This window comes from Microbispora rosea (assembly GCF_044460045.1).
Lineage (GTDB): Bacteria > Actinomycetota > Actinomycetes > Streptosporangiales > Streptosporangiaceae > Microbispora > Microbispora rosea.
The window spans coordinates 1306424-1327247 of the sequence record NZ_JBITJO010000001.1 but is presented as its reverse complement, the minus strand read 5'-3'; the positions used below and the strand labels follow the sequence as shown (position 1 = coordinate 1327247).

The 20824-nt window shown below is 70.2% G+C and carries 22 protein-coding genes; 9 read left to right on the top strand and 13 right to left on the bottom strand.

Annotated features, from left to right (window positions below; genetic code table 11):
* Positions 1–5 precede the first annotated feature (5 nt).
* From ACIBK1_RS06505 to ACIBK1_RS06495, 3 genes are read right to left on the bottom strand one after another with little or no spacing between them, the layout of a single operon-like run.
* The gene (locus ACIBK1_RS06505; protein ID WP_030510085.1) at positions 6–539 is read right to left on the bottom strand and encodes an NADH-quinone oxidoreductase subunit C; all 534 of its coding nucleotides are present in this window, start codon (positions 537–539) and stop codon (positions 6–8) included.
* A complete protein-coding gene (locus tag ACIBK1_RS06500) occupies positions 536–1054 on the bottom strand; it encodes an NADH-quinone oxidoreductase subunit B (protein WP_030510086.1) in 519 nt (172 codons plus the stop codon). Before ACIBK1_RS06500 ends, ACIBK1_RS06505 begins: the two co-directional genes overlap by 4 nt.
* 46 nt (positions 1055–1100) lie before the next feature.
* The gene (locus tag ACIBK1_RS06495; protein WP_030510087.1) at positions 1101–1472 is read right to left on the bottom strand and encodes an NADH-quinone oxidoreductase subunit A; all 372 of its coding nucleotides are present in this window, start codon (positions 1470–1472) and stop codon (positions 1101–1103) included.
* A 368-nt stretch (positions 1473–1840) separates the two neighbouring features.
* On the opposite strand from ACIBK1_RS06495, the gene ACIBK1_RS06490 reads away from it, so the two are divergent.
* From ACIBK1_RS06490 to ACIBK1_RS06470, 5 genes are all read left to right on the top strand, one after another.
* Positions 1841–3685: a 2-oxoacid:acceptor oxidoreductase subunit alpha gene (locus ACIBK1_RS06490; RefSeq protein WP_030510088.1), complete on the top strand. Its 1845-nt coding sequence runs from the start codon at positions 1841–1843 to the stop codon at positions 3683–3685.
* Positions 3678–4736, top strand: a complete 1059-nt coding sequence (locus ACIBK1_RS06485) for a 2-oxoacid:ferredoxin oxidoreductase subunit beta (protein ID WP_030510089.1) — start codon at positions 3678–3680, stop codon at positions 4734–4736. The genes ACIBK1_RS06490 and ACIBK1_RS06485 overlap by 8 nt, the downstream gene beginning before the upstream one ends.
* A gap of 206 nt (positions 4737–4942) precedes the next feature.
* Entirely contained in the window at positions 4943–5851 is a 909-nt protein-coding gene (locus tag ACIBK1_RS06480; RefSeq protein WP_396732810.1) for an NAD-dependent epimerase/dehydratase family protein, read from the top strand.
* 31 nt (positions 5852–5882) lie between these two features.
* On the top strand, positions 5883–6764 hold the full coding sequence (locus tag ACIBK1_RS06475; RefSeq protein WP_396732807.1) for a phytanoyl-CoA dioxygenase family protein: 882 nt from the start codon (positions 5883–5885) through the stop codon (positions 6762–6764).
* 67 nt (positions 6765–6831) lie between these two features.
* On the top strand, positions 6832–7491 hold the full coding sequence (locus ACIBK1_RS06470; RefSeq protein WP_396732804.1) for a class I SAM-dependent methyltransferase: 660 nt from the start codon (positions 6832–6834) through the stop codon (positions 7489–7491).
* Positions 7492–7540: 49 nt separating this feature from the next.
* On the opposite strand, the gene ACIBK1_RS06465 is transcribed toward ACIBK1_RS06470, so the two are convergent.
* From ACIBK1_RS06465 to ACIBK1_RS06455, 3 genes are all read right to left on the bottom strand, one after another.
* Positions 7541–8458, bottom strand: coding sequence for a hypothetical protein (locus tag ACIBK1_RS06465; RefSeq protein ID WP_396732801.1), 918 nt, complete (start codon positions 8456–8458; stop codon positions 7541–7543).
* A gap of 19 nt (positions 8459–8477) precedes the next feature.
* Entirely contained in the window at positions 8478–8774 is a 297-nt protein-coding gene (locus tag ACIBK1_RS06460) for a hypothetical protein (RefSeq protein ID WP_396732798.1), read from the bottom strand.
* 463 nt (positions 8775–9237) lie between these two features.
* Entirely contained in the window at positions 9238–9930 is a 693-nt protein-coding gene (locus tag ACIBK1_RS06455; RefSeq protein ID WP_143734326.1) for a right-handed parallel beta-helix repeat-containing protein, read from the bottom strand.
* Here ACIBK1_RS06455 and ACIBK1_RS06450 point away from each other — a divergent pair.
* A complete protein-coding gene (locus ACIBK1_RS06450; protein ID WP_396732795.1) occupies positions 9908–10435 on the top strand; it encodes a hypothetical protein in 528 nt (175 codons plus the stop codon). The genes ACIBK1_RS06455 and ACIBK1_RS06450 overlap by 23 nt on opposite strands.
* Here ACIBK1_RS06450 and ACIBK1_RS06445 read toward each other — a convergent pair.
* Complete coding sequence (locus ACIBK1_RS06445; RefSeq protein ID WP_396732792.1) at positions 10369–11178, bottom strand: 2OG-Fe(II) oxygenase; 810 nt, start codon at positions 11176–11178, stop codon at positions 10369–10371. The two genes, ACIBK1_RS06450 and ACIBK1_RS06445, sit on opposite strands and share 67 nt — an antisense overlap.
* Positions 11179–11470: 292 nt before the next feature.
* On the opposite strand from ACIBK1_RS06445, the gene ACIBK1_RS06440 reads away from it, so the two are divergent.
* Together ACIBK1_RS06440 and ACIBK1_RS06435 are read left to right on the top strand one after the other, a co-directional pair.
* The gene (locus ACIBK1_RS06440) at positions 11471–12394 is read left to right on the top strand and encodes a glycosyltransferase family 2 protein (protein ID WP_396732789.1); all 924 of its coding nucleotides are present in this window, start codon (positions 11471–11473) and stop codon (positions 12392–12394) included.
* A gap of 69 nt (positions 12395–12463) precedes the next feature.
* Positions 12464–13003 carry a dTDP-4-dehydrorhamnose 3,5-epimerase family protein gene (locus ACIBK1_RS06435; protein WP_231514045.1) on the top strand — a complete coding sequence of 180 codons (540 nt, stop codon included), beginning with the start codon at positions 12464–12466 and terminating at the stop codon, positions 13001–13003.
* Here ACIBK1_RS06435 and ACIBK1_RS06430 read toward each other — a convergent pair.
* Genes ACIBK1_RS06430 through ACIBK1_RS06420 form a run of 3 tightly spaced genes read right to left on the bottom strand, consistent with a single transcriptional unit; the run spans position 12959 to position 16113 of the window.
* Positions 12959–14377 (bottom strand): O-antigen ligase family protein, encoded by a 1419-nt coding sequence (locus tag ACIBK1_RS06430; RefSeq protein WP_363524978.1) that lies wholly within the window; start codon positions 14375–14377, stop codon positions 12959–12961. The genes ACIBK1_RS06435 and ACIBK1_RS06430 overlap by 45 nt on opposite strands.
* Before the next feature lie 23 nt (positions 14378–14400).
* Positions 14401–15144 (bottom strand): GumC domain-containing protein, encoded by a 744-nt coding sequence (locus ACIBK1_RS06425; protein WP_357328406.1) that lies wholly within the window; start codon positions 15142–15144, stop codon positions 14401–14403.
* A gap of 3 nt (positions 15145–15147) precedes the next feature.
* Positions 15148–16113 carry a hypothetical protein gene (locus ACIBK1_RS06420; RefSeq protein ID WP_396732786.1) on the bottom strand — a complete coding sequence of 322 codons (966 nt, stop codon included), beginning with the start codon at positions 16111–16113 and terminating at the stop codon, positions 15148–15150.
* Positions 16114–16227: 114 nt separating this feature from the next.
* Here ACIBK1_RS06420 and ACIBK1_RS06415 point away from each other — a divergent pair, with 114 nt between their 5' ends.
* Positions 16228–17424, top strand: a complete 1197-nt coding sequence (locus ACIBK1_RS06415; protein ID WP_396732784.1) for an acyltransferase family protein — start codon at positions 16228–16230, stop codon at positions 17422–17424.
* 21 nt (positions 17425–17445) lie between these two features.
* Here the strand turns inward: ACIBK1_RS06415 and ACIBK1_RS06410 are convergent, their stop codons facing one another.
* The 3 genes from ACIBK1_RS06410 to ACIBK1_RS06400 are packed head-to-tail and all read right to left on the bottom strand — an operon-like array spanning position 17446 to position 20824.
* Positions 17446–18300 (bottom strand): hypothetical protein, encoded by an 855-nt coding sequence (locus ACIBK1_RS06410; protein ID WP_051762090.1) that lies wholly within the window; start codon positions 18298–18300, stop codon positions 17446–17448.
* A gap of 54 nt (positions 18301–18354) precedes the next feature.
* Positions 18355–19242 carry a glycosyltransferase family 2 protein gene (locus ACIBK1_RS06405; protein WP_396732781.1) on the bottom strand — a complete coding sequence of 296 codons (888 nt, stop codon included), beginning with the start codon at positions 19240–19242 and terminating at the stop codon, positions 18355–18357.
* A 1-nt stretch (position 19243) separates the two neighbouring features.
* Positions 19244–20824: an oligosaccharide flippase family protein gene (locus tag ACIBK1_RS06400; protein ID WP_396732778.1), complete on the bottom strand. Its 1581-nt coding sequence runs from the start codon at positions 20822–20824 to the stop codon at positions 19244–19246.

Sequence of the window (20824 nt, the reverse complement as noted above, 5' to 3'; positions counted from 1 at the left end):
CCCTCTCACCCGGAGGCCCAGTCGGGTGGCACCCCCGGCGGCAGCATCCTGCGGCGGCTCGGCGAGCCGTGGTCGGACTCCCCCGGTTCCTTGGCCCCGGGCCAGGCCTTGGCGACGCGCGCGGCCAGCACGAAGTCCTTGCGCAGCGGGTGGCCCTCGAAGCCGTCGGGCAGCAGCAGCGAGCGCAGGTCCGGATGGCCGTCGAAGACCACGCCGAACATCTCGTACGTCTCCCGTTCGTGCCAGTTCGCCCCGCGGAAGACGCCGGTGGCGGTCGGCAGGCGAGGGTCCGCGCGCGGCACCCGGGTACGCACGAGCAGGTGCGCGAACGCGACCGGGTCGAACACATGGGCCACGACGGCGAACGCCTCGGGCGGCTCGTCCACGCCGGTCAGCCAGTCGAAGAACTCGAAGCCGGCCGAACGCGCGAACGCCAGCGCGTCGACCCACTCTGCGGAGTCCACGTCGAGCACGTCCTGACCGAAGGAGTCGGTGAGGCGTGAGCCGTACCGCTCGCGCACGGCCTCGATGGCGCTCACGCGTCCGCCTCCGGCAGGTAGCGGTCCTCGAGCGTCTCGCCCGCGATCTTCTCCTGGAGCTTCATGATCCCGTGCAGCAGCGCCTCGGGGCGGGGCGGGCACCCGGGGACGTACACGTCCACCGGGATGATCTGGTCGACACCCTTGGTGACGCAGTACGAGTCCCAGTAGGGCCCGCCGGAGTTGGAGCAGGCGCCGAACGAGATGACGTACTTGGGGTCGGGCATCTGCTCGTACAGCCGGCGTACGGCGGGGGCCATCTTGTCGGTCACCGTGCCCGACACGATCATCAGGTCGGCCTGCCTGGGGCCGTTGGCGAACGGGATCACCCCGAACCGGATGAAGTCGTGCCTGCTCATCGACGTGGCGATGAACTCGATGGCGCAGCAGGCCAGCCCGAAGTTGAAGACCCACAACGAGTAGCGCCGGCCCCAGTTCAACACGAACTTCATGGGCTTGGGCGCGAGCCGGGACACCGGCCCCACCGTGGGCATCGGGAGATCGTTCACGGGCATGCGGTCACCGCCATGCCGTCCATTGTCCTCCCCGGAGCCGGTCGGGTCACGTCCAGCCCAGCACCCTCTTGCGCCAGGCGTACAGGATGCCGAGCGCGATGAACGCGAGGAAGACGAACATCTCCACCAGAGTCGTCATGCCGTACCCGGGGGCGGCGAAGACGGTGGCCCAGGGGAAGAGGAACACGGCGTCGACGGCGAAGACCACGTAGAGGTACGTGAAGACGTAGTAGCGGATCTGCGACTGCGCCCAGCCCTCGCCGACGGGATCGACTCCGCACTCGTACGTCGTGAGCTTCTCGGGGGTCGGCCGGCTGGGACGTAACATCCGGTTCACGAACAATCCGCCCGCGAAGATCGCCACGCCGACGAGGAAGAGGACGACGACCACGGCATATGAGCCGAAGTATCCACTCATACCGCCTCCCAATCTCGAGGATAACCCCGGCACGATCTCAAGGGCTGAACACCTGACGGTCACATGCGAGTCCCCCGCATATAGTTGAGGATCGTGACCCGAATCAAGCTCGTCGCCCGTCTGCACCTGGACCTGTGCCGGCTCGCGTCGGGCCTGTGTCGCCCGGACGGTTCGCGAAGCTGACGGTGCGCCGCCCCCCGGCGGCCGAGGCACCAGCGGGAACGCGCCACAGGTGCGGAAAGTCCCGGCAGAGCGCACCCCAAGTGCGTATTTGCGAAAAACCAGCGTGACCCCGATGGATCTAGCATGGACATGACAACGTGCCACCAGCAGGCAGGCCTGGGCGCGTCAAGGAGGACTGAGGAGCTGTGACCAAGCAGGTTCAGCAACTCGACCGCGTGATCATCCGGTTCGCGGGTGACTCCGGCGACGGAATGCAGCTCACCGGTGATCGGTTCACGGCGGAGACGGCCCAGTTCGGCAACGACCTGTCGACGCTCCCCAACTTCCCGGCGGAGATCCGCGCTCCCGCCGGCACCCTCCCCGGGGTGTCGAGCTTCCAGTTGCACTTCGCCGACCACGACATCCTGACCCCCGGCGACGCGCCCAACGTGCTCGTCGCCATGAATCCCGCCGCGTTGAAGGCGAACCTCGGGGACCTCCCCAAGGGCGCCGACATCATCGCGAACACCGACGAGTTCACCAAGCGCAACCTGTCGAAGGTGGGCTACGACGGCAACCCGCTCGAGGACGACTCGCTGAGCGAGTGGCGCCTGCACGCGGTGCCGCTGACCTCGCTGACGGTCAAGGCTCTCGAGGGCTACGACATCTCCAAGAAGGACGCCGAGCGGGCCAAGAACATGTTCGCGCTCGGGCTGCTGTCGTGGTTGTACCACCGGCCGACCGAGGGGACGATCCAGTTCCTCGAGGCCAAGTTCGCCAAGAAGCCCGAGATCGCCAAGGCGAACATCGCGGCCTTCCAGGCGGGCTGGAACTACGGCGAGACGACCGAGTCGTTCTCGGTCTCCTACGAGATCAAGCCGGCCACGCTCCGCCCGGGCACCTACCGGAACATCTCCGGCAACCAGGCCCTGGCGTACGGGCTGATCGCGGCGTCGGTGCAGTCGAAGCTGCCACTGTTCCTCGGGTCCTACCCGATCACCCCGGCCTCCGACATCCTGCACGAGCTGTCCAAGCACAAGCGGTTCGGGATCAGGACGTTCCAGGCCGAGGACGAGATCGCCGGCGTGGGCGCCGCGCTGGGCGCGGCCTTCGGCGGGTCGCTCGGCGTGACCACGACCTCCGGCCCGGGCGTCGCGCTCAAGGCCGAGACCGTGGGCCTCGCGGTGACCACGGAGCTTCCGCTGATCGTCGTGGACGTCCAGCGGGCCGGGCCCTCGACCGGCATGCCGACCAAGACCGAGCAGACCGACCTGCTGATGGCGTTGTACGGCCGCAACGGCGAGTCGCCGGTGCCGGTGCTGGCGGCGGCCACTCCGTCGGACTGCTTCACGATGGCGATCGAGGCGGCGCGGATCGCACTGAAGTACCGCACGCCGGTCATGCTGCTGTCGGACGGCTACCTGGCCAACGGCTCGGAGCCGTGGCGCATCCCGGAGATCGACGAGCTGCCGGACATCTCGGTGCTGTTCACCACCGAGCCCAACGGCGACGACGGCGCTTACCTACCGTTCAAGCGTGACCCGGAGACGCTGGCCCGCCCGTGGGCGGTGCCTGGCACGGCGGGGCTGGAGCACCGGATCGGCGGCATCGAGAAGGCCGACGGCACCGGCAACATCTCCTACGACCCGGACAACCACGACAAGATGGTGCGGCTGCGTCAGGCCAAGATCGACGGCATCGACGTGCCCGACCTGACGGTCGACGACCCCGACGGCGACGCCCGGGTGCTCGTGCTCGGCTGGGGCTCGACGTACGGGCCGATCGCGGCGGCCGCACGCCGGGTGCGCGCGGCCGGGCACAAGGTGGCCCAGGCGCACCTGCGGCACCTCAACCCGCTGCCCGCCAACACCGGCGAGGTGCTGCGCTCCTACGACAAGGTGCTGCTGCCGGAGATCAACCTCGGTCAGCTCGCCATGCTGCTGCGGGCCCGTTATCTGGTCGACGTGATCAGCTACAACCGGGTGCGCGGGCTCCCGTTCAAGGCCGCCGAACTCGCCGCCGTCATTCAGGACGTGATCGAAAGTGACTGACACCCTCAATGGCAAGGGCCTGGCCCTCATCCCTCGTACGGACGCCAAGCAGACGCTGAAGGACTTCAAGTCCGACCAGGAGGTGCGCTGGTGCCCGGGCTGCGGTGACTACGCGATCCTGGCGGCGGTGCAGAGCTTCCTGCCCGAGCTGGGGCTCAGGCGCGAGAACATCGTGTTCGTCTCCGGCATCGGCTGCTCCTCGCGGTTCCCGTACTACCTGAACACCTACGGCTTCCACTCGATCCACGGGCGGGCGCCGGCCATCGCGACGGGCCTCGCCGCCTCCCGGCCCGACCTGTCGGTGTGGGTGATCACCGGTGACGGCGACGCGCTGTCGATCGGCGGCAACCACCTGATCCACGCGCTGCGCCGCAACGTCAACCTGAACATCCTGCTGTTCAACAACAGGATCTACGGCCTGACCAAGGGGCAGTACTCCCCGACCTCCGAGATCGGCAAGATCACCAAGTCGACGCCGATGGGCTCGCTGGACAAGCCGTTCAACCCGATCTCGCTGGCGCTCGGCGCGGAGGCCGGGTTCGTCGCCCGGACCATCGACAGCGACCGCAAGCACCTGCAGAGCGTGCTGCGCCAGGCCGCCGAGCACCGGGGCGCCTCGCTGGTGGAGATCTACCAGAACTGCAACATCTTCAACGACGGCGCCTTCGACACGCTGAAGGACCCCGGCACCCGCGACGAGATCACCGTCCGGCTCGAACACGGGCAGCCGATCGTCTTCGGCACCGGCGACAACGAGCGCGCCGTACGGCTGTCGCCCACGGGCGGCGTCGAGGTCGTGCGCCGCGCCGAGGTCGCCGACAGTGAGATCCTCGTGCACGACGCCCACAACCCCGACCCGTCGCTCGCGTTCGCGCTGTCGCGGCTGGACGAGCCGGCGTTCGAGCACGTGCCGATCGGCGTCTTCCGCTCGGTCGACCGGCCGTCGTACGACCACCTGCTGAACGAGCAGGTCCAGACGGCCACCGCCGAGAAGGGCACCGGCAGCCTCGCCGACCTCCTGCACGGCGGCGACACCTGGACCATCGGCTGAGCGAACCACCAGAAAAGGGACCCGTCTTCGGACGGGTCCCTTTTCGCATTAGCGGCCCCGAACATTGTTCTCGCCGTCAACCGGGGTCTCGACAGGACCGTCTCCCTTGCCGAGACGCAGCATGATCGAGCATCCAGGGAGAGCGCATGGCCCGGTCCCCTTCCTCCGGACCGCCGTCACCCGCACGGCCGGAAGAACCACCTTGGGTGGGAAGGAAGGTCCTGGTCACAGGAGCGTCGGGATTCATCGGCGGGCGTCTCGCCCTTCGGCTCGACGGCATGGGCGCCGAGGTGCACGCCGTCAGCAGAAACCCTGTTCATCGACAAGGACTGGGCCTGTCCGAACGGGCGATCCGGCACGCGGCCGACCTCCGCGACCGGGAGACGACCGGGACGCTGCTCCGGAAGATCCGCCCGGACGTCGTCTTCCATCTGGCCGGCGAGGTCGACGGAGCGAGGGACCTCGACCTGGTGCTGCCCACGCTGGAGAGCAATCTCCTGGGCACGGTGAACCTGCTGACTCACGCCTCGGCCCTCTCTAGAGTCCGGGTGATCCTCTGTGGCTCCAGTGAGGAACCCCGGCCCGCGAACGAGCAGTCCCCGCCCCCGTCGCCGTACGCGATGACCAAGTGGGCGGCCACCGGCTACGCACAGCTGTTCCACCGGCTGTGGGGCGTCCCGGTCACCGTGCTGCGGCCGACGATGGTCTACGGCCCCGGCCAGCGGGACGCCCGGAAGCTGGTGCCGTACCTGGCGCTGTCCCTGCTGCGCGGCGAGGAGCCGGGTCTCACCAGCGGGAGCAAGCGGGCCGACTGGGTGTACGTGGACGACGTGGTCGACGCGTTCGTCCTGGCCGCTGAGACCGACCGGGCCGCCGGGCAGGTGCTGGACGTCGGCACCGGCGTTCTCACCTCCGTCAGGGAGACCGTGGAGTTGCTCTTCCGCATCTCCGGCACCTCGCTCCGGCCGCGGTTCGGCGCGGTCGCCGACCGCCCCCTCGACGTGGCCCAGACCGCCGACACCGGCCCGGCTGCGGAGATCCTCGGCTGGAAGGCCGTCGTCGGCCTGGAAGAAGGGCTGCGACGGACCCTGGCCTGGTATGCCGAGCACAGGTAACAGAAGACTCCAGAAAGGCGATAGCCGTACCGTGACCGTTATCTTCTCAGGTCCCTCTCTGACGGACGAAGAGCGCCGCACACGCCTCTACGAGGGGCAGGTCTTCCTGTATCCGGCCCGTCCCGAGTCCCTGGCGCTGATCGAGTTCGTGCGGGAGCTGATCGGCGACGCGTTCGGCGGGTTGGACCCGGAAACGGCCCAGTACGAACTGCCCGTGGAGAAGTTCGCCGCGATCCTCGCCGAGCTCAAGCCGAGGTTCATCCACCACCCGCGCTCGAAGGAACTGCTGCGGGCGCTGCTGTTCTCCTTCGGCTGCGACGCCGACCGGACGTATTTCGACGTGCCGAGGATGCGGTCGTCCACCTCCGACGACTACCTCACCACAGGGATCGCCTACGCGTTCCACCCCCACCGGGACACCTGGTATTCGGCGCCTCTGAGCCAGGTCAACTGGTGGATCCCGATCTACGAGGTCGTGCCCGAGAACGTGATGACGTTCCATCCGCGATATTGGAGCGCTCCGGTCAAGAACGGCTCCGCCGGCTACGACTACTACGAGTGGAACCGGACCAGCCGCTTCAACGCCGCACAGCACATCGGCACCGACACCCGGGAGCAGCCCAAGCCCGAGGAGCCGATCGAGCTGGAACCCAGGGTGACCGTCGTGCCCGAGCCGGGCGGTGTGATGATTTTCTCCGGCAACCAGCTGCACTCCTCGGTGCCGAACACGTCGGGCAAGACCCGCTTCAGCATCGACTTCCGTACGGTCAACGTGGACGACGTCATCGCGCGGCGCGAGGCGCCCAACGTCGACTGCGCGTGCACCGGCACCACGCTCCGCGACTTCCTGCGCGTCTCCGACCTGGAGCGGCTGCCGGAGGATGTCGCGCTCGCCTACGAGGGCAAGGGCTGATGACCGTTCCGGCATCGGACGGTTTCCGCACGCCCCGAGGAGCCCCCGCATCAGAGAGGCCCCGCCCATGAGTCGCCTGAACGCCCTGCGCAACCGCTTCGTCGACGCTCCCGACTCACTGGGCGCGAAGGCCCGGGCACGGCGGTGGAGCTGGTTCGCCGAGTGCTTTCCCGACCTCGACCGGATGAACGTGATCGACCTCGGAGGGACGGCCGGGGCCTGGATGCGCGCCCCGGTCAAACCGGCCCACGTGCACATCGTCAACCTGGAGAAGCCGCCGTCGGACCTGCCGTCCTGGCTACGCGCCGACGTCGCGGACGCCTGCGACCTGCCGGCCTCGATCAGGAGCGGCACCTACGACCTGGTCTTCTCCAACGCGGTGATCGAGCACGTGGGCGGTCACCAGCGCCGCCAGATATTCGCCGACACCGTGAACGCCCTGGCCGACCGGCACTGGGTGCAGACGCCCTACCGCTACTTCCCGGTCGAGCCGCATTTCCTGTTCCCCGGCTTCCAGTTCCTCCCGCTGACGGCCCGGACGGAGATCCTCCGCCGCTGGCCGCTCATCCACACGCCGACCTCCGACCGGGAGGCCGCGCGGCGCATCGTGATGGACGTCGAGCTGCTCAGCGTGACGGAGATGCGGCACTACTTCCCCGGCTCGCGGATCCGGTTCGAGCGGCTGGCCGGCCTGGTGAAGTCGGTGATCGCCTACAAGCGCGCGTAACGCCGGACGAGCGGCCGGGCCCCGCCGGGGGCCCGGCCGCTCGTCGTCGTCACGACTTGCCGGGGTCCACGACCCCGCCGTCCTCCCAGATGTTGCCCTGCCAGACGTTGCCGGAGCCCTCGTGGTCCCAATAGGCCACCGGGCCGGCGTGCCCGCCCTTGGGCCAGATCTGGCGGCTGAAGACGTTGTCGATGACCTTGACGTTCGACGAGGTGCCCTTGGTGCCCGCCCCCGCGTACAACGCCCAGCCCCCACCCGCCAGCAGGTTGCCCTCCACCGTCACATCGCGGATCACCCCGAAGTCCTGGAACAACGCGATGGCGCCGGTCTGGTCGAGCGTGTTGATGACCGTGTTGTTCCGGATGATCAGCTGCGTGCCCTTGGCCGGCGCGCTGGTACTCATGATCATGTCCGTGTGGTCGCCCGAGTAGTACTTGGGGTCGTGGAGGTAGGAGTCCTCCACCACGCCCTGCTCGGTGCAGATGCCGTTCGAGATCGTGTGGATGTCCACGCGCCGGATCGTGATCATCTTGCCCTGGTTGAGGATGCCGAACTGGGTGCGCACCTTGCCGTTGCCGAAGACCTCGACGTCCTCGACCGTCAGCCCAGAGCGGCCCTCACGCTGGAGGATCCCCCAGTAGTCCCGCTGCCCGCGCACCCGAGTGTTGCGGATGGTCACGTTGTCCGCGTCCACCGTGATGTCGCCGTAGACGTCCAGACCGTCGATGACGGTGCCGTCCTTCGTGATGACGAGCGAGTCGGACCTCTTGAGCGCGACACCCGCAGGGACGCCCGTGTTGCCCGGGCCCGGCCAGTCGCCCGTACGGGGCGGCGTCGTCGCGTTCGAAGGCGTCGGGGAAGGACGGGCGGACGCGGACCTCGACGGCGTCGGCGAGGGCCGGTCCGGGGAGGGGGTGCGCGACGGACTGTACGACGGGCTGTGTGACGCGCTGTGCGAGGGCGTCACGTCCGGCGAGGGACTCGCGCTACGCGAGGGGATCGCACTGCGCGAAGGGACGGGGCCGGAAGATGGACTGCGCGTGGGACGGACTGTCGGCCGGTGAGTCGGCCAGAAGGTCGGGCGTGTCCTCGGGCGCGCCGTCGGGCGTGTCGTCGGGAGGAGAGTCGGCGACGCGTCCGGCGGAGGGCCGGCCGAGATGCCCGGACGCGGGGAGGCCGACGGTCTCGCCGTCCAGGACACCCTCGGAGTGGGCCGCACAGTAGGCCCCACAGTGGGCCGCACGGTGGGCCGGTGTCCCCTGCGCGGCGGCAGGGTGGTCCACCAGGTGACCTCCGGATTCGGGTTCCGCCGTCCCGTGGGAGCCGGCGTCGCCCCTTTACGCCCCCGGCGGGAGGAGGGCGAGGCCCGGACCGCCTCGGCGCCTGCCGCCCGCGCCCGCGCGTCCTGCTCCCCGCCGTCCCGCGTGCCGGCGCCCGTCAGCGCGACCGTCCCGTCGGACGCGTCCTGGCCTCCGACGCCGCATCCGCCGCCGGCGAGGACGACGAGGGCGGACAGACCCGCCACGACCAGCAGCCCGCTTTTCCGGGCGTCCTTATATATCCGCACAGTCGACTCCTTCCGGTCCACGGTTATGCCGACTGTCCGCCTCTATAGGGGGAGGCTCCTTCGGGAGGGTAGCCACACGCGACACACAATGTGGGCTGTTTTCGCAAAAGGAACCATTTTCAGCGCAATCTACATGCGTCCCAATCCGCGTATAAATTGCATTCAGGCGACAAAGGGTGTTATTCGGGCGTTACCTTCCCGCCGCCCTCCCAGACGTTGTCCCGCCAGACGTTCCCGCGGCCATGGGCGTCCCAATACGCCACCGGACCCGCGAATCCACCCTTGGGCCACACCCTGCGGCTGAAGACGTTTCCGATGACCTTGATGTTCGACGAGATTCCCTTGACGCCCGCCCCTGCGTACAACGCCCAGCCGCCACCCGCCAGCAGGTTGCCCTCCACCGTCACGTCCCGGACCACGCCGAAATCCTGGAACAGCGCGATGGCGCTGGTCTGGTCGAGCGTATTGACCGCCGTATTGTGGCGAATGATCAATTCGGTTCCCCGGGCGGGCGGCCCGGACGACATGATCATATCGACGTGATCGTCTTTGTAGAGTTTCGGATCATGGACGTAGTTGTCCTCGATGAGGCCCTGCTCCGTGCTGATCCCGTTGGAAATCGTGTGGATATTCGCCCGCCGCACGGTGATCATCACACCCTGGTTGAGAACGCCGAACTGTGTGCGTTCCCTGCCGTTGCCGAAGATCTCGACGTCTTCGACCGTCAGCCCGGAGTGCCCCTGCCGCTGGAGGATCCCCCACCAGCCCGGCGTGCCGCGGACCCTGGTGTTGCGGATGGTGACGTCGTCGGCCTCGACCGTGATCGCGCCGTTCACCTCCAGGCCGTCGATGACCGTGCCGTCCTCGGTCACGGTGATCGATCCGGACGGGCGCAGCCTCGTCCCCTTCGGCACTCCGGTGTTGTCCGGTCCCGGCCAGGCCGCCGGCCGCGACGGTGAGGGCGAGGGGCTCGGCGTGGTGCGCGCCGACGGCGTCGCCGGGGGGGTGGGGCGCCCCGGGCCGCCGTCCGTGGTCGCCTGGCACGCGGTCTGCGAGGTCACCAGTACGGCTCCCGCGAGCAGGACCGCCGTACGCCTCGTCACCGCGCGGCGCACGCCGGGCCGATTCCGCGGGCGATGCGGACGCACCGGCATGACGTTATGCGACTCACCGCGCTCTCCCCCCCTGCGCCCGTCGTACGGGCATGTCGGCGCCGGGAGTCCGGGCGGATCTCCGGCCGCCATCACCGTACCGGGCGGGTCCGCCGCACGCCGGGAATACCGGCGGCGAGCCTCCCGCGCCCCGTCCGGCTACGGCTTGCCGTCGCGGTTGAGCAGGTCCACCAGCGCCGGGGGCGTCCAGCGCTTCACCGTCTGACGGACGTTGCTCTTCCACTGCTCGCCGGGCCGCTGCTTGAAGAGGGTCGTGTGGTCCGCGCCCGCCTCCTCCTCCGGCCGGCCGTTCGTGTAGTAGTACAGCGCCATCGAACGGCGGGCGCGGTCGTCCGGGCACGTCAGCGGGTCGGGGTGCCCGTGGTTCGCGTCGTCGGTGGTGGCGAAGACGACGAAGCGGTTGAAGACCGGCAGGATCTTGTGCTCGCACCCGGTCATGTCCTTGTCCCAGAGCTGCAGGTGACCGCCGTAGTCCTCTTTCCAGTCCTTGTTGAGGTAGAGCAGCCCGTTGAGCCGGCGGTCGAGGTTGAGCCTGCGGTGCCGGTTGAAGTCGGCGTGCACCTTCAGGAAGCCGCCGGGCTTGATCTGGTGCAGGCCGCCACCCTCGAAGTGCGGATCGGAGACGAGCTGCGTGATCCCCGTCAGCCGCTCCAGGAACTCGACGAACACCTGACCGTTGAACTCGGCGAGCAGGTGGCGGGTGGCGGGGCCCATCCGCTCGGTGTCCGACAGGGCGAGCTTGATCTCGCGCGAGCTGTCGAACTGCTGCCAGCTCGCGTCGCGCGGCTCCGGGAACTCCTCCAGGATCGGCTCGAGCACGCCGGGCGGCAGGAAGTCGTCGATCACCACGTGCCGGAACGGCGCGGCGTCGAGGAAGTCCTGGCGCCGCCGATCGGCCAGCGGGAACAGGTCCTCCCGACGGAAGGTGAACGCCTGGGTCTCCTGCATCGATTTCTCCCTCGCCGCCGGCTGAAAGGTGTCTCGCTCGATCCGTCGCCCCCGTGCTCGCCACCGCGCGATCCACCGGACGCTCTCCCTGGCGGCTCGGAACGGCGAGGCTCCCGACTTGAATATCGTGCGGCGAATCCGCCCGCGTTACAGCGCCGCGTCCGGCCGGAGCCCCGGCCTGGTCGCGTTCCACGCGCGACACCAGGGCGAAGATCGCGGAATGCATTGCCTGCCGGATGCACCGCCTCTACCATGCGCCTGGCGGGCAGTTCCCGACCCCCCGGAGGGCCGCATGTCCGAGACCCCGCGGATCGCGGTCGTCGTCGTCACCTACAACAGCGCGAGTGTGCTGGCAGACTGCCTGGATTCGCTCACCGCGGGCGCGCGGGGCGCCGACCTCGTGCAGGTGGTCGTCGCCGACAACGCGTCACGGGACGAGTCCGTGCCGCTCGCCGAGCGGGCCGGGGCGACGGTGGTGCCGCTGGGCCGCAACGCCGGCTACGCGGCGGCCATCAACGCGGGTATCGCCGCCCTCGACCGCGAGGGACACCTCGGCCGCGTCGACGCGGTCGCCATCCTCAACCCCGACTGCCGCACCCACGAAGGGGCGCTCACCCGTCTCGCGGCCGCGCTGCGCGCCCCCGGCCGCGGCATCGCCGTACCCCGGCTGGTCAGCCCGGAGGGCCACACGCATCCCTCCCTGCGCCGCGCCCCCACCGTACGCGGCGCGCTGGCCGAGGCGGTGATCGGCGGACGGCTCGCGGACCGCGTCGGACGGCTCGGCGAGGTGATCACCGATCCCCGCCGGTACCGGACGCCGGGCGCCGCCGTGTGGGCCACCGGGGCCGCCCTGCTCGTCTCCGTGGCGGCCGTACGCGACCTCGGGCCGTGGGACGAGTCCTTCCTGCTCTACAGCGAGGAGACCGAGTTCGCGCTGCGGGCGGCCGACCGGGGCTGGACGCTCTGGTACGAACCCGAGGCCGTGGTCGAGCACATCGGCGGCGAGGCGAACGTCAACCCCGTGCTGGCCGCGTTGCTCACGACGAACCGGGTGCGGCTGTTCCGGCGGCGGCGCGGGCCCGTCTCCTCCTTCGCCTTCTATCTGGCCGTGGTTCTCGGGGAGGCGCTGCGCGCGCTCGCCGGCCGGCGTACGGCACGGGCCTCGCTGGTGGCCCTGCTGCGGCCCTCCAGGCGCATGCGGGTGCTGCCGCAGTGAGCGGACGGCGCGGCCCGGCGGAGGCGGCGTAACGGCCGGCCCGTCCGCCGCGACTACAGACATGTGAAAGTGACGCGACTCGCCCTGGAGGGCGTGCTGCTGTTCGTCCCCACGCCTCACCACGACGAGCGCGGCTTCTTCACCCGGACCTTCGACGCGGCCGTCGCCGCCGAGCACGGGCTCGACCCCGCCGCCTTCATCCAGGACAGCCAGTCACGCTCCCGCAAGGGGACCGTCCGCGGCATGCACGGCCGTTCGGGGCGTGGTGAGGCCAAGCTCGTCCGCTGCGCCCGAGGCGCCGTCCTGGACGTGCTGGTGGACGCCAGGCCCGGCTCGCCGACCTTCGGCCACCATCTGCCGGTGCTGCTCGACGACGAGACGTTCGCCCATCTGTACGTGCCCCCGGGGCTCCTGCACGGTTACCAGGCGCTGACCGAGGCCGACGTGTGCTACCGCATCGACCGCGAGCACGACCCGTCGGAGGATCTCGCCGTGCGGTACGACGACCCGGATCTCGCGCTTCCGTGGCCGCTGCCGGTCGGCGCGATCAGCGGCCGGGACCTGTCAGCCGGGTCCTGGGCCGAGCTGCGCGACCGCCTCGGGGCGTAGCCCGGCACGCGCCGCCTCCGCCGCCGGGGTCGGGGCGGGGGCCGGGGCGGCGTTCTCGGCCTTCAGCGCGCGCAGCAGCGCGCCCGCGGCCCCGATCAACAGGAACATCAGGCTGGTGACGCCGGGATAGGACAGCAGGTCGAACGTGGCCGCGCCGACGAGCGGAACCAGCAGGCAGGCGGCGATGGTCAGGGCCAGGTTGCGGACGTGCGGATCGCCGCTGAGCCGCCGGGCGCGCAACGCGACGACCACCCCGCAGACGATGACGCCGACGAAGGCCAGCACGCCGACCACCCCGGTCTCCACCAGCGAGAGCAGGTACTGGTTGTCGAACACCTGGTGCTTGTAGGGATACCAGGTCCCGATGCCCCGGCCGAAGACCGGATGCTTGGAGACCTCGGTCAGCGCGAACGGATAGTCGTGCGTGCGGTAGAGGATGCTGTCGTCGGAGCCGGCGTTCGCGAACAGGTTGTAGAAGGTGCCGAGCAGTCCGGGGGCCGCCACCTTCATCACGCCGAGGAACACGGCGAGCGCCCCCAGGCTCACCAGGCAGCGCTTGAGCGGCCAGCCGGTGAACAGCACCGCGCCGACCACGACCATCCCGAGCACGGCCGACCTGGAGACCGAGAACATCAGCCCGGCCGCGATCAGGGCCGCGCACAGCCACCAGCGCCGCCACGGCTCGCCCCGGTCGCGCGCCTGCAGCGCGAAGTGCGCCGCGAACGGCAGGACCATCGAGCAGAAGACGCCGAACTCGATCGGGTGGCCCAGCGTCGCGGCGACCCTGCGCAGGTCCGCCCGCGACATCACGGTCTCGGTGCCCTCGACCGAGGTGTGCCGGAATCCGGGAAGGGACATGTAGGTCGTGGGGTCGAACTCCAGCAGGTACTGGCACGTGGCGACGACCGACACGATCGCGCCGGCCACCACGACCGTCTTGAGCACGAAGTCGAGCCGATCCCGTCCCCTGACGCCGTCGCACATCATGAGCACGAGCCCGACGTACCCGGCGAACAGCACCAGGGAGTGGTCCGCCAGGTTGAGCTCGTCCGAGGGCAGATATCCGAGGCTGGCGAAGCCGTAGCAGGTCAGGAACGCCATTCCGTACGCGAAGATCGCCGTGCGGGCCGGGGTGGCGCCCTTGGCGGCGCCGAGGGTGGTCGTGAACTGTGCCAGGAGCCACACGAGGAGGAGCAGGAGGGCGATGACGTCGGCGAGCGTCAGCGACATCGGCAGCCCGCGCAGGACCAGCCGGGCCGGGATGAGCAGCAGGGAGAGCACGAACAGGCAGACGAGCGTCGCGCCGTCGGCACGCCGGCGCGACCCGCGCAGCGGGCTATGCAGCGGGCTGTGCAGCGAGCTGTCGATCCTCACGAGACTCCCGATGGTCACGGCTGTCAGCGCCGGAGCAGCGGCGCCGACTCCGTCCGCGCGCCGGCTGGATAGGCGGATCCGTTGAGGGACGGCTGGGGCTTCGCGGCGCCGGAGCGGCGGGCGCGGCGCGACCGCGCCCAGCTTTCGACGGCGAAGGCGGCGGCCATGCTCAGGAACAGGCCCATCGCCAGCGCGACGCACGCCGCCCGCAGCCTGCTCCCCGTCTTCTCCTCGGGTGTGGTCGGCGGCACGACCTCGAACGCCCTGAGATAGGTGGCCCGTGGCGCGCCCAGCGCCCGCTGCTGCTCGACCAGCTTGTCCTGGGCGATCCGGCCGAGCCGCGCCACCACGTCATGGGCCTCCTGCGCCGTCGGGGCCTCCGCGGATATGACGACGAACGGCAAGGTGATCATCAGTTCGGGGTTGGTCGTGCCGTTGCTGACCTTGAACGTGGTCCGTCCGCCGGGCGTCACCCCCACCCGCTGCGCGACCTCGGCCGAGCTGAGGCCCTGGATGAGGATCGAGGCGGAAAGGCCCAGCCCGCTGTCGACGTTGACCAGCGGATTCGTCACGGGGTTGGGGAACTTGGGGTCCGCGGGCAGGCTTCCCCCGTCGCGGGGGACGGTCAGCACAAGACTCGAGGAGCACACGAAGGTCTTCGGAAACATGACGTAGACGCCGGCCGCCCCCGCGAGCACGAGCACGAAGACGGGGAAGGTGACGTACCACCGCCGGAACAGGACGAGGACCGTCGCCCAGAAGTCCATGCGTCAGTCCTTGTCGTCGTCCGTGCGCGCGTCTCTGGTCACACTCGCGAAGCGACGGTCGTCGTCGGCGCGCAGCGCCTCGGCCGCGTCCTGCCCCTTCACCGGCTCCGTCACGACGACGATCTCCTGGGTGTCCCACAGGACCACGTCCTCGTCCTCGTACGCCGAGACGGCGGGAGCGACGGGAACCGCCGGGCGCGCGGCGGCGGACGGCGCGGGCTCGCGCGGGGGTGGCGGGGCCTTGCGGAGCAACGGGAGCTCGCCTCTGCGCGTCAGAGCGTAGGCCAGGCCGAGACCCGCGCAGGCGACCAGAAGGCCGACGCCGGCCGCGAGCTGCCACCGCGTGGACATCATGGCCTCCGGCTTGGAGGCCGGCACGATGTTGGCGACCGTGAGATAGGTCGAGGGCGGAGCGCCGAGCGTCTGCTGCCACCCGGTCAGCTCGTCGCGGACCCGTCGCTGCGCCTTCGTCAGAACGCTGGAGGCGACCGCCGGGGACGGCGCCACGACGTGGATGTAGATGTACGGCCCGCTGATGTCCAGAACCCGGGGGTTGCTTCGCCCGTCGTCGATCGTGATCGTCGTGGGCCCGTCCTTGGGCGCGCCGAGCTGCGTCCACACGTCCTGCGTGTTCATGGACTGGATGACGATGCTCGCGGCCGTCTTCAGCGCATCGTTGAACTGCAGGAGCGGGTTGCCCCGGGGCAGGGGGCGGTTCGGGTCCCGGGAGTAGACGCCGCCGTTGACCGGCGTCGCCAGCACCAGCGAGGTGTCCGCCTCGTAACGCGTCGGGGCGATGACGAAGGTGACCGTGCCGGCCAGGATGGAGATCGCCAGCAGAGGGAGCCCGATCGACCATTTCCGTAGGAGACCGGCGGTCGTCGTCCAGAACTCCACGTATCCCCCCGGCCTGTCCAGTGCCGTCGGCCTGCCAGCAGGCGTCCGGACCCTGCTTGGATACATCGTCACGCGCGGCTGTCACGTTACAACGTTCCGACGTCCCGCGCCGGGTGGTTACATTCGGCGGGATCCCCCCGATATACGTTGCGGCGACCGGTCCGGGCGACGACGGGAGTGCGGCGGATGGAGTCCACTGCGGGTCAGGCGACGGCTCCGTCCACCCGGGCGGCACGCGCGCCCGCGCGCCTGCCGGGCCTCGACGGGATCCGCGGGATCGCGGCCCTGTTCGTGGTCCTGCACCACTGCTGGCTGCTGTCCTTCCCGGGGTTCCCCGCCGACACGGGCCCCGCGTGGGCCGGTTGGCTCGTCTACGGACACCTCGCGGTGGTGATGTTCATCGTCCTGTCGGGGTTCTCGCTGGCGGTCTCGCCGGCGAGGTCGGGCTGGCGGCTGAACGGCCTGCGCCGGTTCGCCTACCGGCGGGCGTGGCGCATCCTCCCGCCCTACTGGGCGGCCCTGCTGTTCAGCCTCGTGGTCGCGTGGACGCTGATCCCCCAGCCCGGGCAGGGCAGTCCGACGGTGAAGTCCGTCGTCGTCTACGGCCTGCTGGTCCAGGACCTGTTCGGCTCGCCGAGTCCCAACGGCGCCTTTTGGTCCATCGCGGTGGAGGCGCAGCTATACGTCGTGTTCCCGCTGATGCTCCTCGTGCTGCGGCGAGCCGGCGCGGCCGTCCTGCTCGCCGTGCTGACCGTCGTCGTGGCCCTCATCGGGCTGCTCGCGCCGAGTGTCCCCGCGGTGGACCTGTTCATGCGGCTGACCCCGCAGTTCGCGGTGCTCTTCGCGATCGGCGCGGTCGCCGCGGGAGTGGCCGCGGGAGTGGCGGCCGGCACGACACCGGGCGTCACGGCGCCCGGGACCGCGCACCGGGAGGCGTCGCCGTGGCCGTCGCGTCTCCCCTGGCTGGCGCTGGGCGCCGCGGCACCCGTCGTCCTGCTGATCGTCGTGCGTGGTCCGGCGTGGACGGTCGACCACTACTTCTGGGTCGATCTGGCCGTCGGCCCGGCGGCCGGGCTGCTGCTCGCCTCCGTGGCTGCCGGTCGGCCCCGGCCCCTCGTGCGCCTGCTCGACACACGGGCGCTGCGCCGGCTCGGCTCGTTCTCCTACAGCCTCTACCTCATCCACGCGCCGATCGTGGTGGTGGTGAACCGCATGGTCCTCGCCCCCCGGCTCACCCCGGGCGTGACGATGTTCCTGGCCACCCTCGTGCTGACCGTGCCGCTCGCGCTGCTCGCGGCGTGGCTGTTCGCGTCGGTATTCGAGCTGCCGTTCCAGCGCCACCGCGGCTGGAGCGCGCTGCGGGCGGCGGTCCTGCGGCGGTAGCCGCCGCCCGATTCCTCCGGTCTAGAGGGGCAGCTCGGTCTGGCTGTCGGGGCGGCCGACGTACCGGCCGTAGTCCGGGTGGTCGAAGCGGTGCAGCGCGACGATGTTGTCGTTCCACGGCGCGGGCACGGCCCGCTTGTGGCGCAGACCGTTGATCGGGGCGATCTTCAGAGTCTCGTTGGCCTCGTTGAACTCCCTGATGGCCCGCAGCTCGCCGACGTAGTCGTTGTGCAGGATCTGGTCGTCGTCGCCGACGGTGTCGTCCAGATAGCAGAAGACGCGGGGCAGGAAATACTTGTGGTCGCCGGCGAAGATCCGCAGCGCGGCGGCCGTGGACGAGTAGAAGTCCACGTCTACGGAGACGAAACCGATCGGCGCGGGCCGCCTGTCGTCCAGGAATTCCGCCACGGTGTCCGTGATGTTCCCGAGGACCAGGTGGGCCTCGGGCAGGCGCGCGTGCAGGGCCTCGACGTCCATGCTGAAGTCGCCCTCGCGCCAGATGTAGGGCAGGTCGCGGTAGTCGGTCGGCTTCGGCAGGCCCTCTCCCGTGTCGAAGCCGTACACGTCGATCCGCACGCCGGTGGCGGCGGTGGCCAGCCGTGCCTGGCGGCACATCTCGACCAGGCCCGCGCCGCCCGCGACGCCGAACTCGACCACGCTGATGCGGTCGACGCCGAGCCTCCTGGCCAGTTCGGCCGCCTGCTGGACCCCGTAGGCGTAGTGCGGCCGGGGGAACAGGTCGAGAGCGCAGCGCAGCTCGTACGAGCCGAAGGGCAGGCGGCGCATGACGGCGACGACCGCCCGTCCGGGCTGCATCAGCACCCGGACGAGGCGTATCGCGGTGCGGTCGAACCCGCTTCGCGGCGAGGACGTCATAGTGGGTCGGCCTTTCTTCTGGTGTGGTTGGTTTGCGGCCGCCGTGCCCGCGGGTCAGCCTCCCAGGAGGCGAACGGCGAGACCGGTGAGCTTGCGGCCGCGGTGGGCCAGCACCTGGCGCTGGCGGCGCCCGTAGATGCGGGCCAGCACGGCCCGGCCCCGGCGGCGCTGCTCGGGGGTGAGGTCCACGGTGCGCAGCGCCCGGTACATCGCGCGGAACTGGAGCGTGTTGGCGAAGTGCGCGGTCCACACCGGCACGCCGATGGCCCGGGCGATGTGCGGCAGCCGCTTCCAGCGCAGGTTGCGGTGGGCCAGCACCTCGGGGACGTGGCCCCACGGCCCGGTCAGGGCGAGCATGGTGGCGTACACCTCGTCCTCGCGGATCATCACGGGCCTGCGGATGCCCGCCACCGCCTCGCGCCGCATCACGCCGTACAGCGGGTCGAGGAGCATGTGCTCGGTGGTGACCGCGTCCCACAGCTCCGCCAGCCGGTCGACGGGGTCGGCGGAGAGCATCCCCGTGCCCTGGTAGGACGGCCGGTGCACCGAGCCGTCCGGGCTGGTGTACGCCGTGTCCGAGGTCACCAGGATGAGCCGCTCGTCGGTCAGCAACGGCTCGAGCGAGCGGGACACGCAGTGGGGCTCGAGATGGTCGTCGTCGCCCATCCAGCGGAAGAACTCGCCCCGCGCCAGCCGCAGCACCTCGGTGAAGTTGCCGACGATGCCGATGTTGCGGGGCTGGCGGTGGTAGACGACCCGGGAATCCTCCCGGGCGAGCCGCCGGCACAGCTCCTCCGTGCCGTCCGTGGACGCGTTGTCCGAGATGACGACCTCAAGCCGTTCGTGGTCCTGGGCGAGGACGGACCGCACGGCCTCCTCCAGCCGGTCGGCGCCGTTGCGGACCGGTATGCCGATGGAGACGAGTCTCCGTGAATCCGCCACGTCAGTGCTCCTTCGCCGTCGCCTCGACCGGCACCGGATGCCGGTGACCGGCGGGCAGCCGCTCCATCATGTGGCCGCCCACCGTTCTCATCTGGTGCAGCGGCACCACGATCAGCACGTAGACCAGCAGCCCTCCGGCGCCTCCGACGACGAGCTGGAGGAACTGGCTGCCTCCGGTCAGCGTGGCGAGGCCCACGGTGACGGCGAACGACACCGCGGCTCCGGCGAACGGCCGTACCAGCTGGGGGAGGATCGGGCGCAGCCGCACCCCGGTGCGCTGCACGGCGAGCATCGCGAGCGGAAGGGCCACCACCAGCGCGGCCGCCGCCTGGCCGACGGCCGCGCCCCGGATGCCGTCGAGGTGCGTGCCCACGATCACCGCGGGGATCAGGGCCACGCCGTACCCCAGGTTCATCCAGACGGTCGAGCGCGTGGCGCCCTGCCCGTTGAGGATGTCCAGGGCGAAGGAGGTCAGCATGCGCACCACCATCAGCACCGCGAGGAACCGCAGGACGCCGGCCGCCTGTCCCCACTTCTCGCCGTACAGGAAGTAGATGAGCGGATGAGCGAGCACCGCCATGGCCACGGCCAGTGGCAGGATCGCTGTGATCAGCATCGGCACCGACTTCTGCACGCCGAGCGACAGCGACTGCTCGTCACGCTCGGCGAGACGCGAGAAGCCGGCGATCGACACCGAACGGATCGCTGTGCCGATCAGTCCGGGCACCCAACTCGACACGTTGAAGGCCATCAGGTAGAAGCCCAGCCAGTCGGGCCCCATGATGGCGCCGACGATGATGTAGCCGACGTTGAGCAGCATGATTTCCAGGGCGATGCCCGCCGCGGAGGGGATGCCGAACCACAGCAGCTTCTTGGCGACGCCCCGGTCGAATCCCAGACGCCAGGGCAGCCGGGCGTAGGCGAGCATGAACACGCCGGTGACCACGGCGCCGGCCACCTGTCCCCAGGCGAAGCTGTACGGCCCGGCGCCCTCGGCGGCGAGCGCGATCGCCACCGGGGCGTTCACCAGGAACCCCGCCAGGATCGCCTTGGCGCTCTTGCCCACGTGGAACCTGCGCAGCAGTGTGGCGCTGCGCACCGCGGTGACGGCCTCGATGAGGATGACCGCGGTGAGGAGCCGGACGACCGGGGTGGCCTCCTCGCTCCCCGCGAGGCTGGAGAAGTACGGCGCGCCCACGTAGAACGCGCCGTACAGGGTGAGGGCGGAGATCATCGAGAGGGTGGTGGCGGTCGGCGCGACGTCCTCCAGCCTGCCCCGCCACTGCACGACCGCCGCCATGACGCCGATGTCCTTGACGACCATGACGAACTGGGTCGCGGCCAGCGCGACCGCGTAGATGCCGAAGTCCTCAGGGGACAGCAGACGGGCCAGGACGAGGCCCATGAGAAACGATCCCGCCCGGGTCGCCAAGGTGCCCAGCAGGCTCCAGCCGAGCCCGCGTCCGGCCTTGCGGCCGATCTCCCGGAGGTGGCCGGCCTCGCCGTCCGGCGGCCCGGCCGACTCCTCCGGCTCCTCCGGCTCTTCTAACTCCTCTGGCTCCGCGTCCTGGCTTTCTCGCAT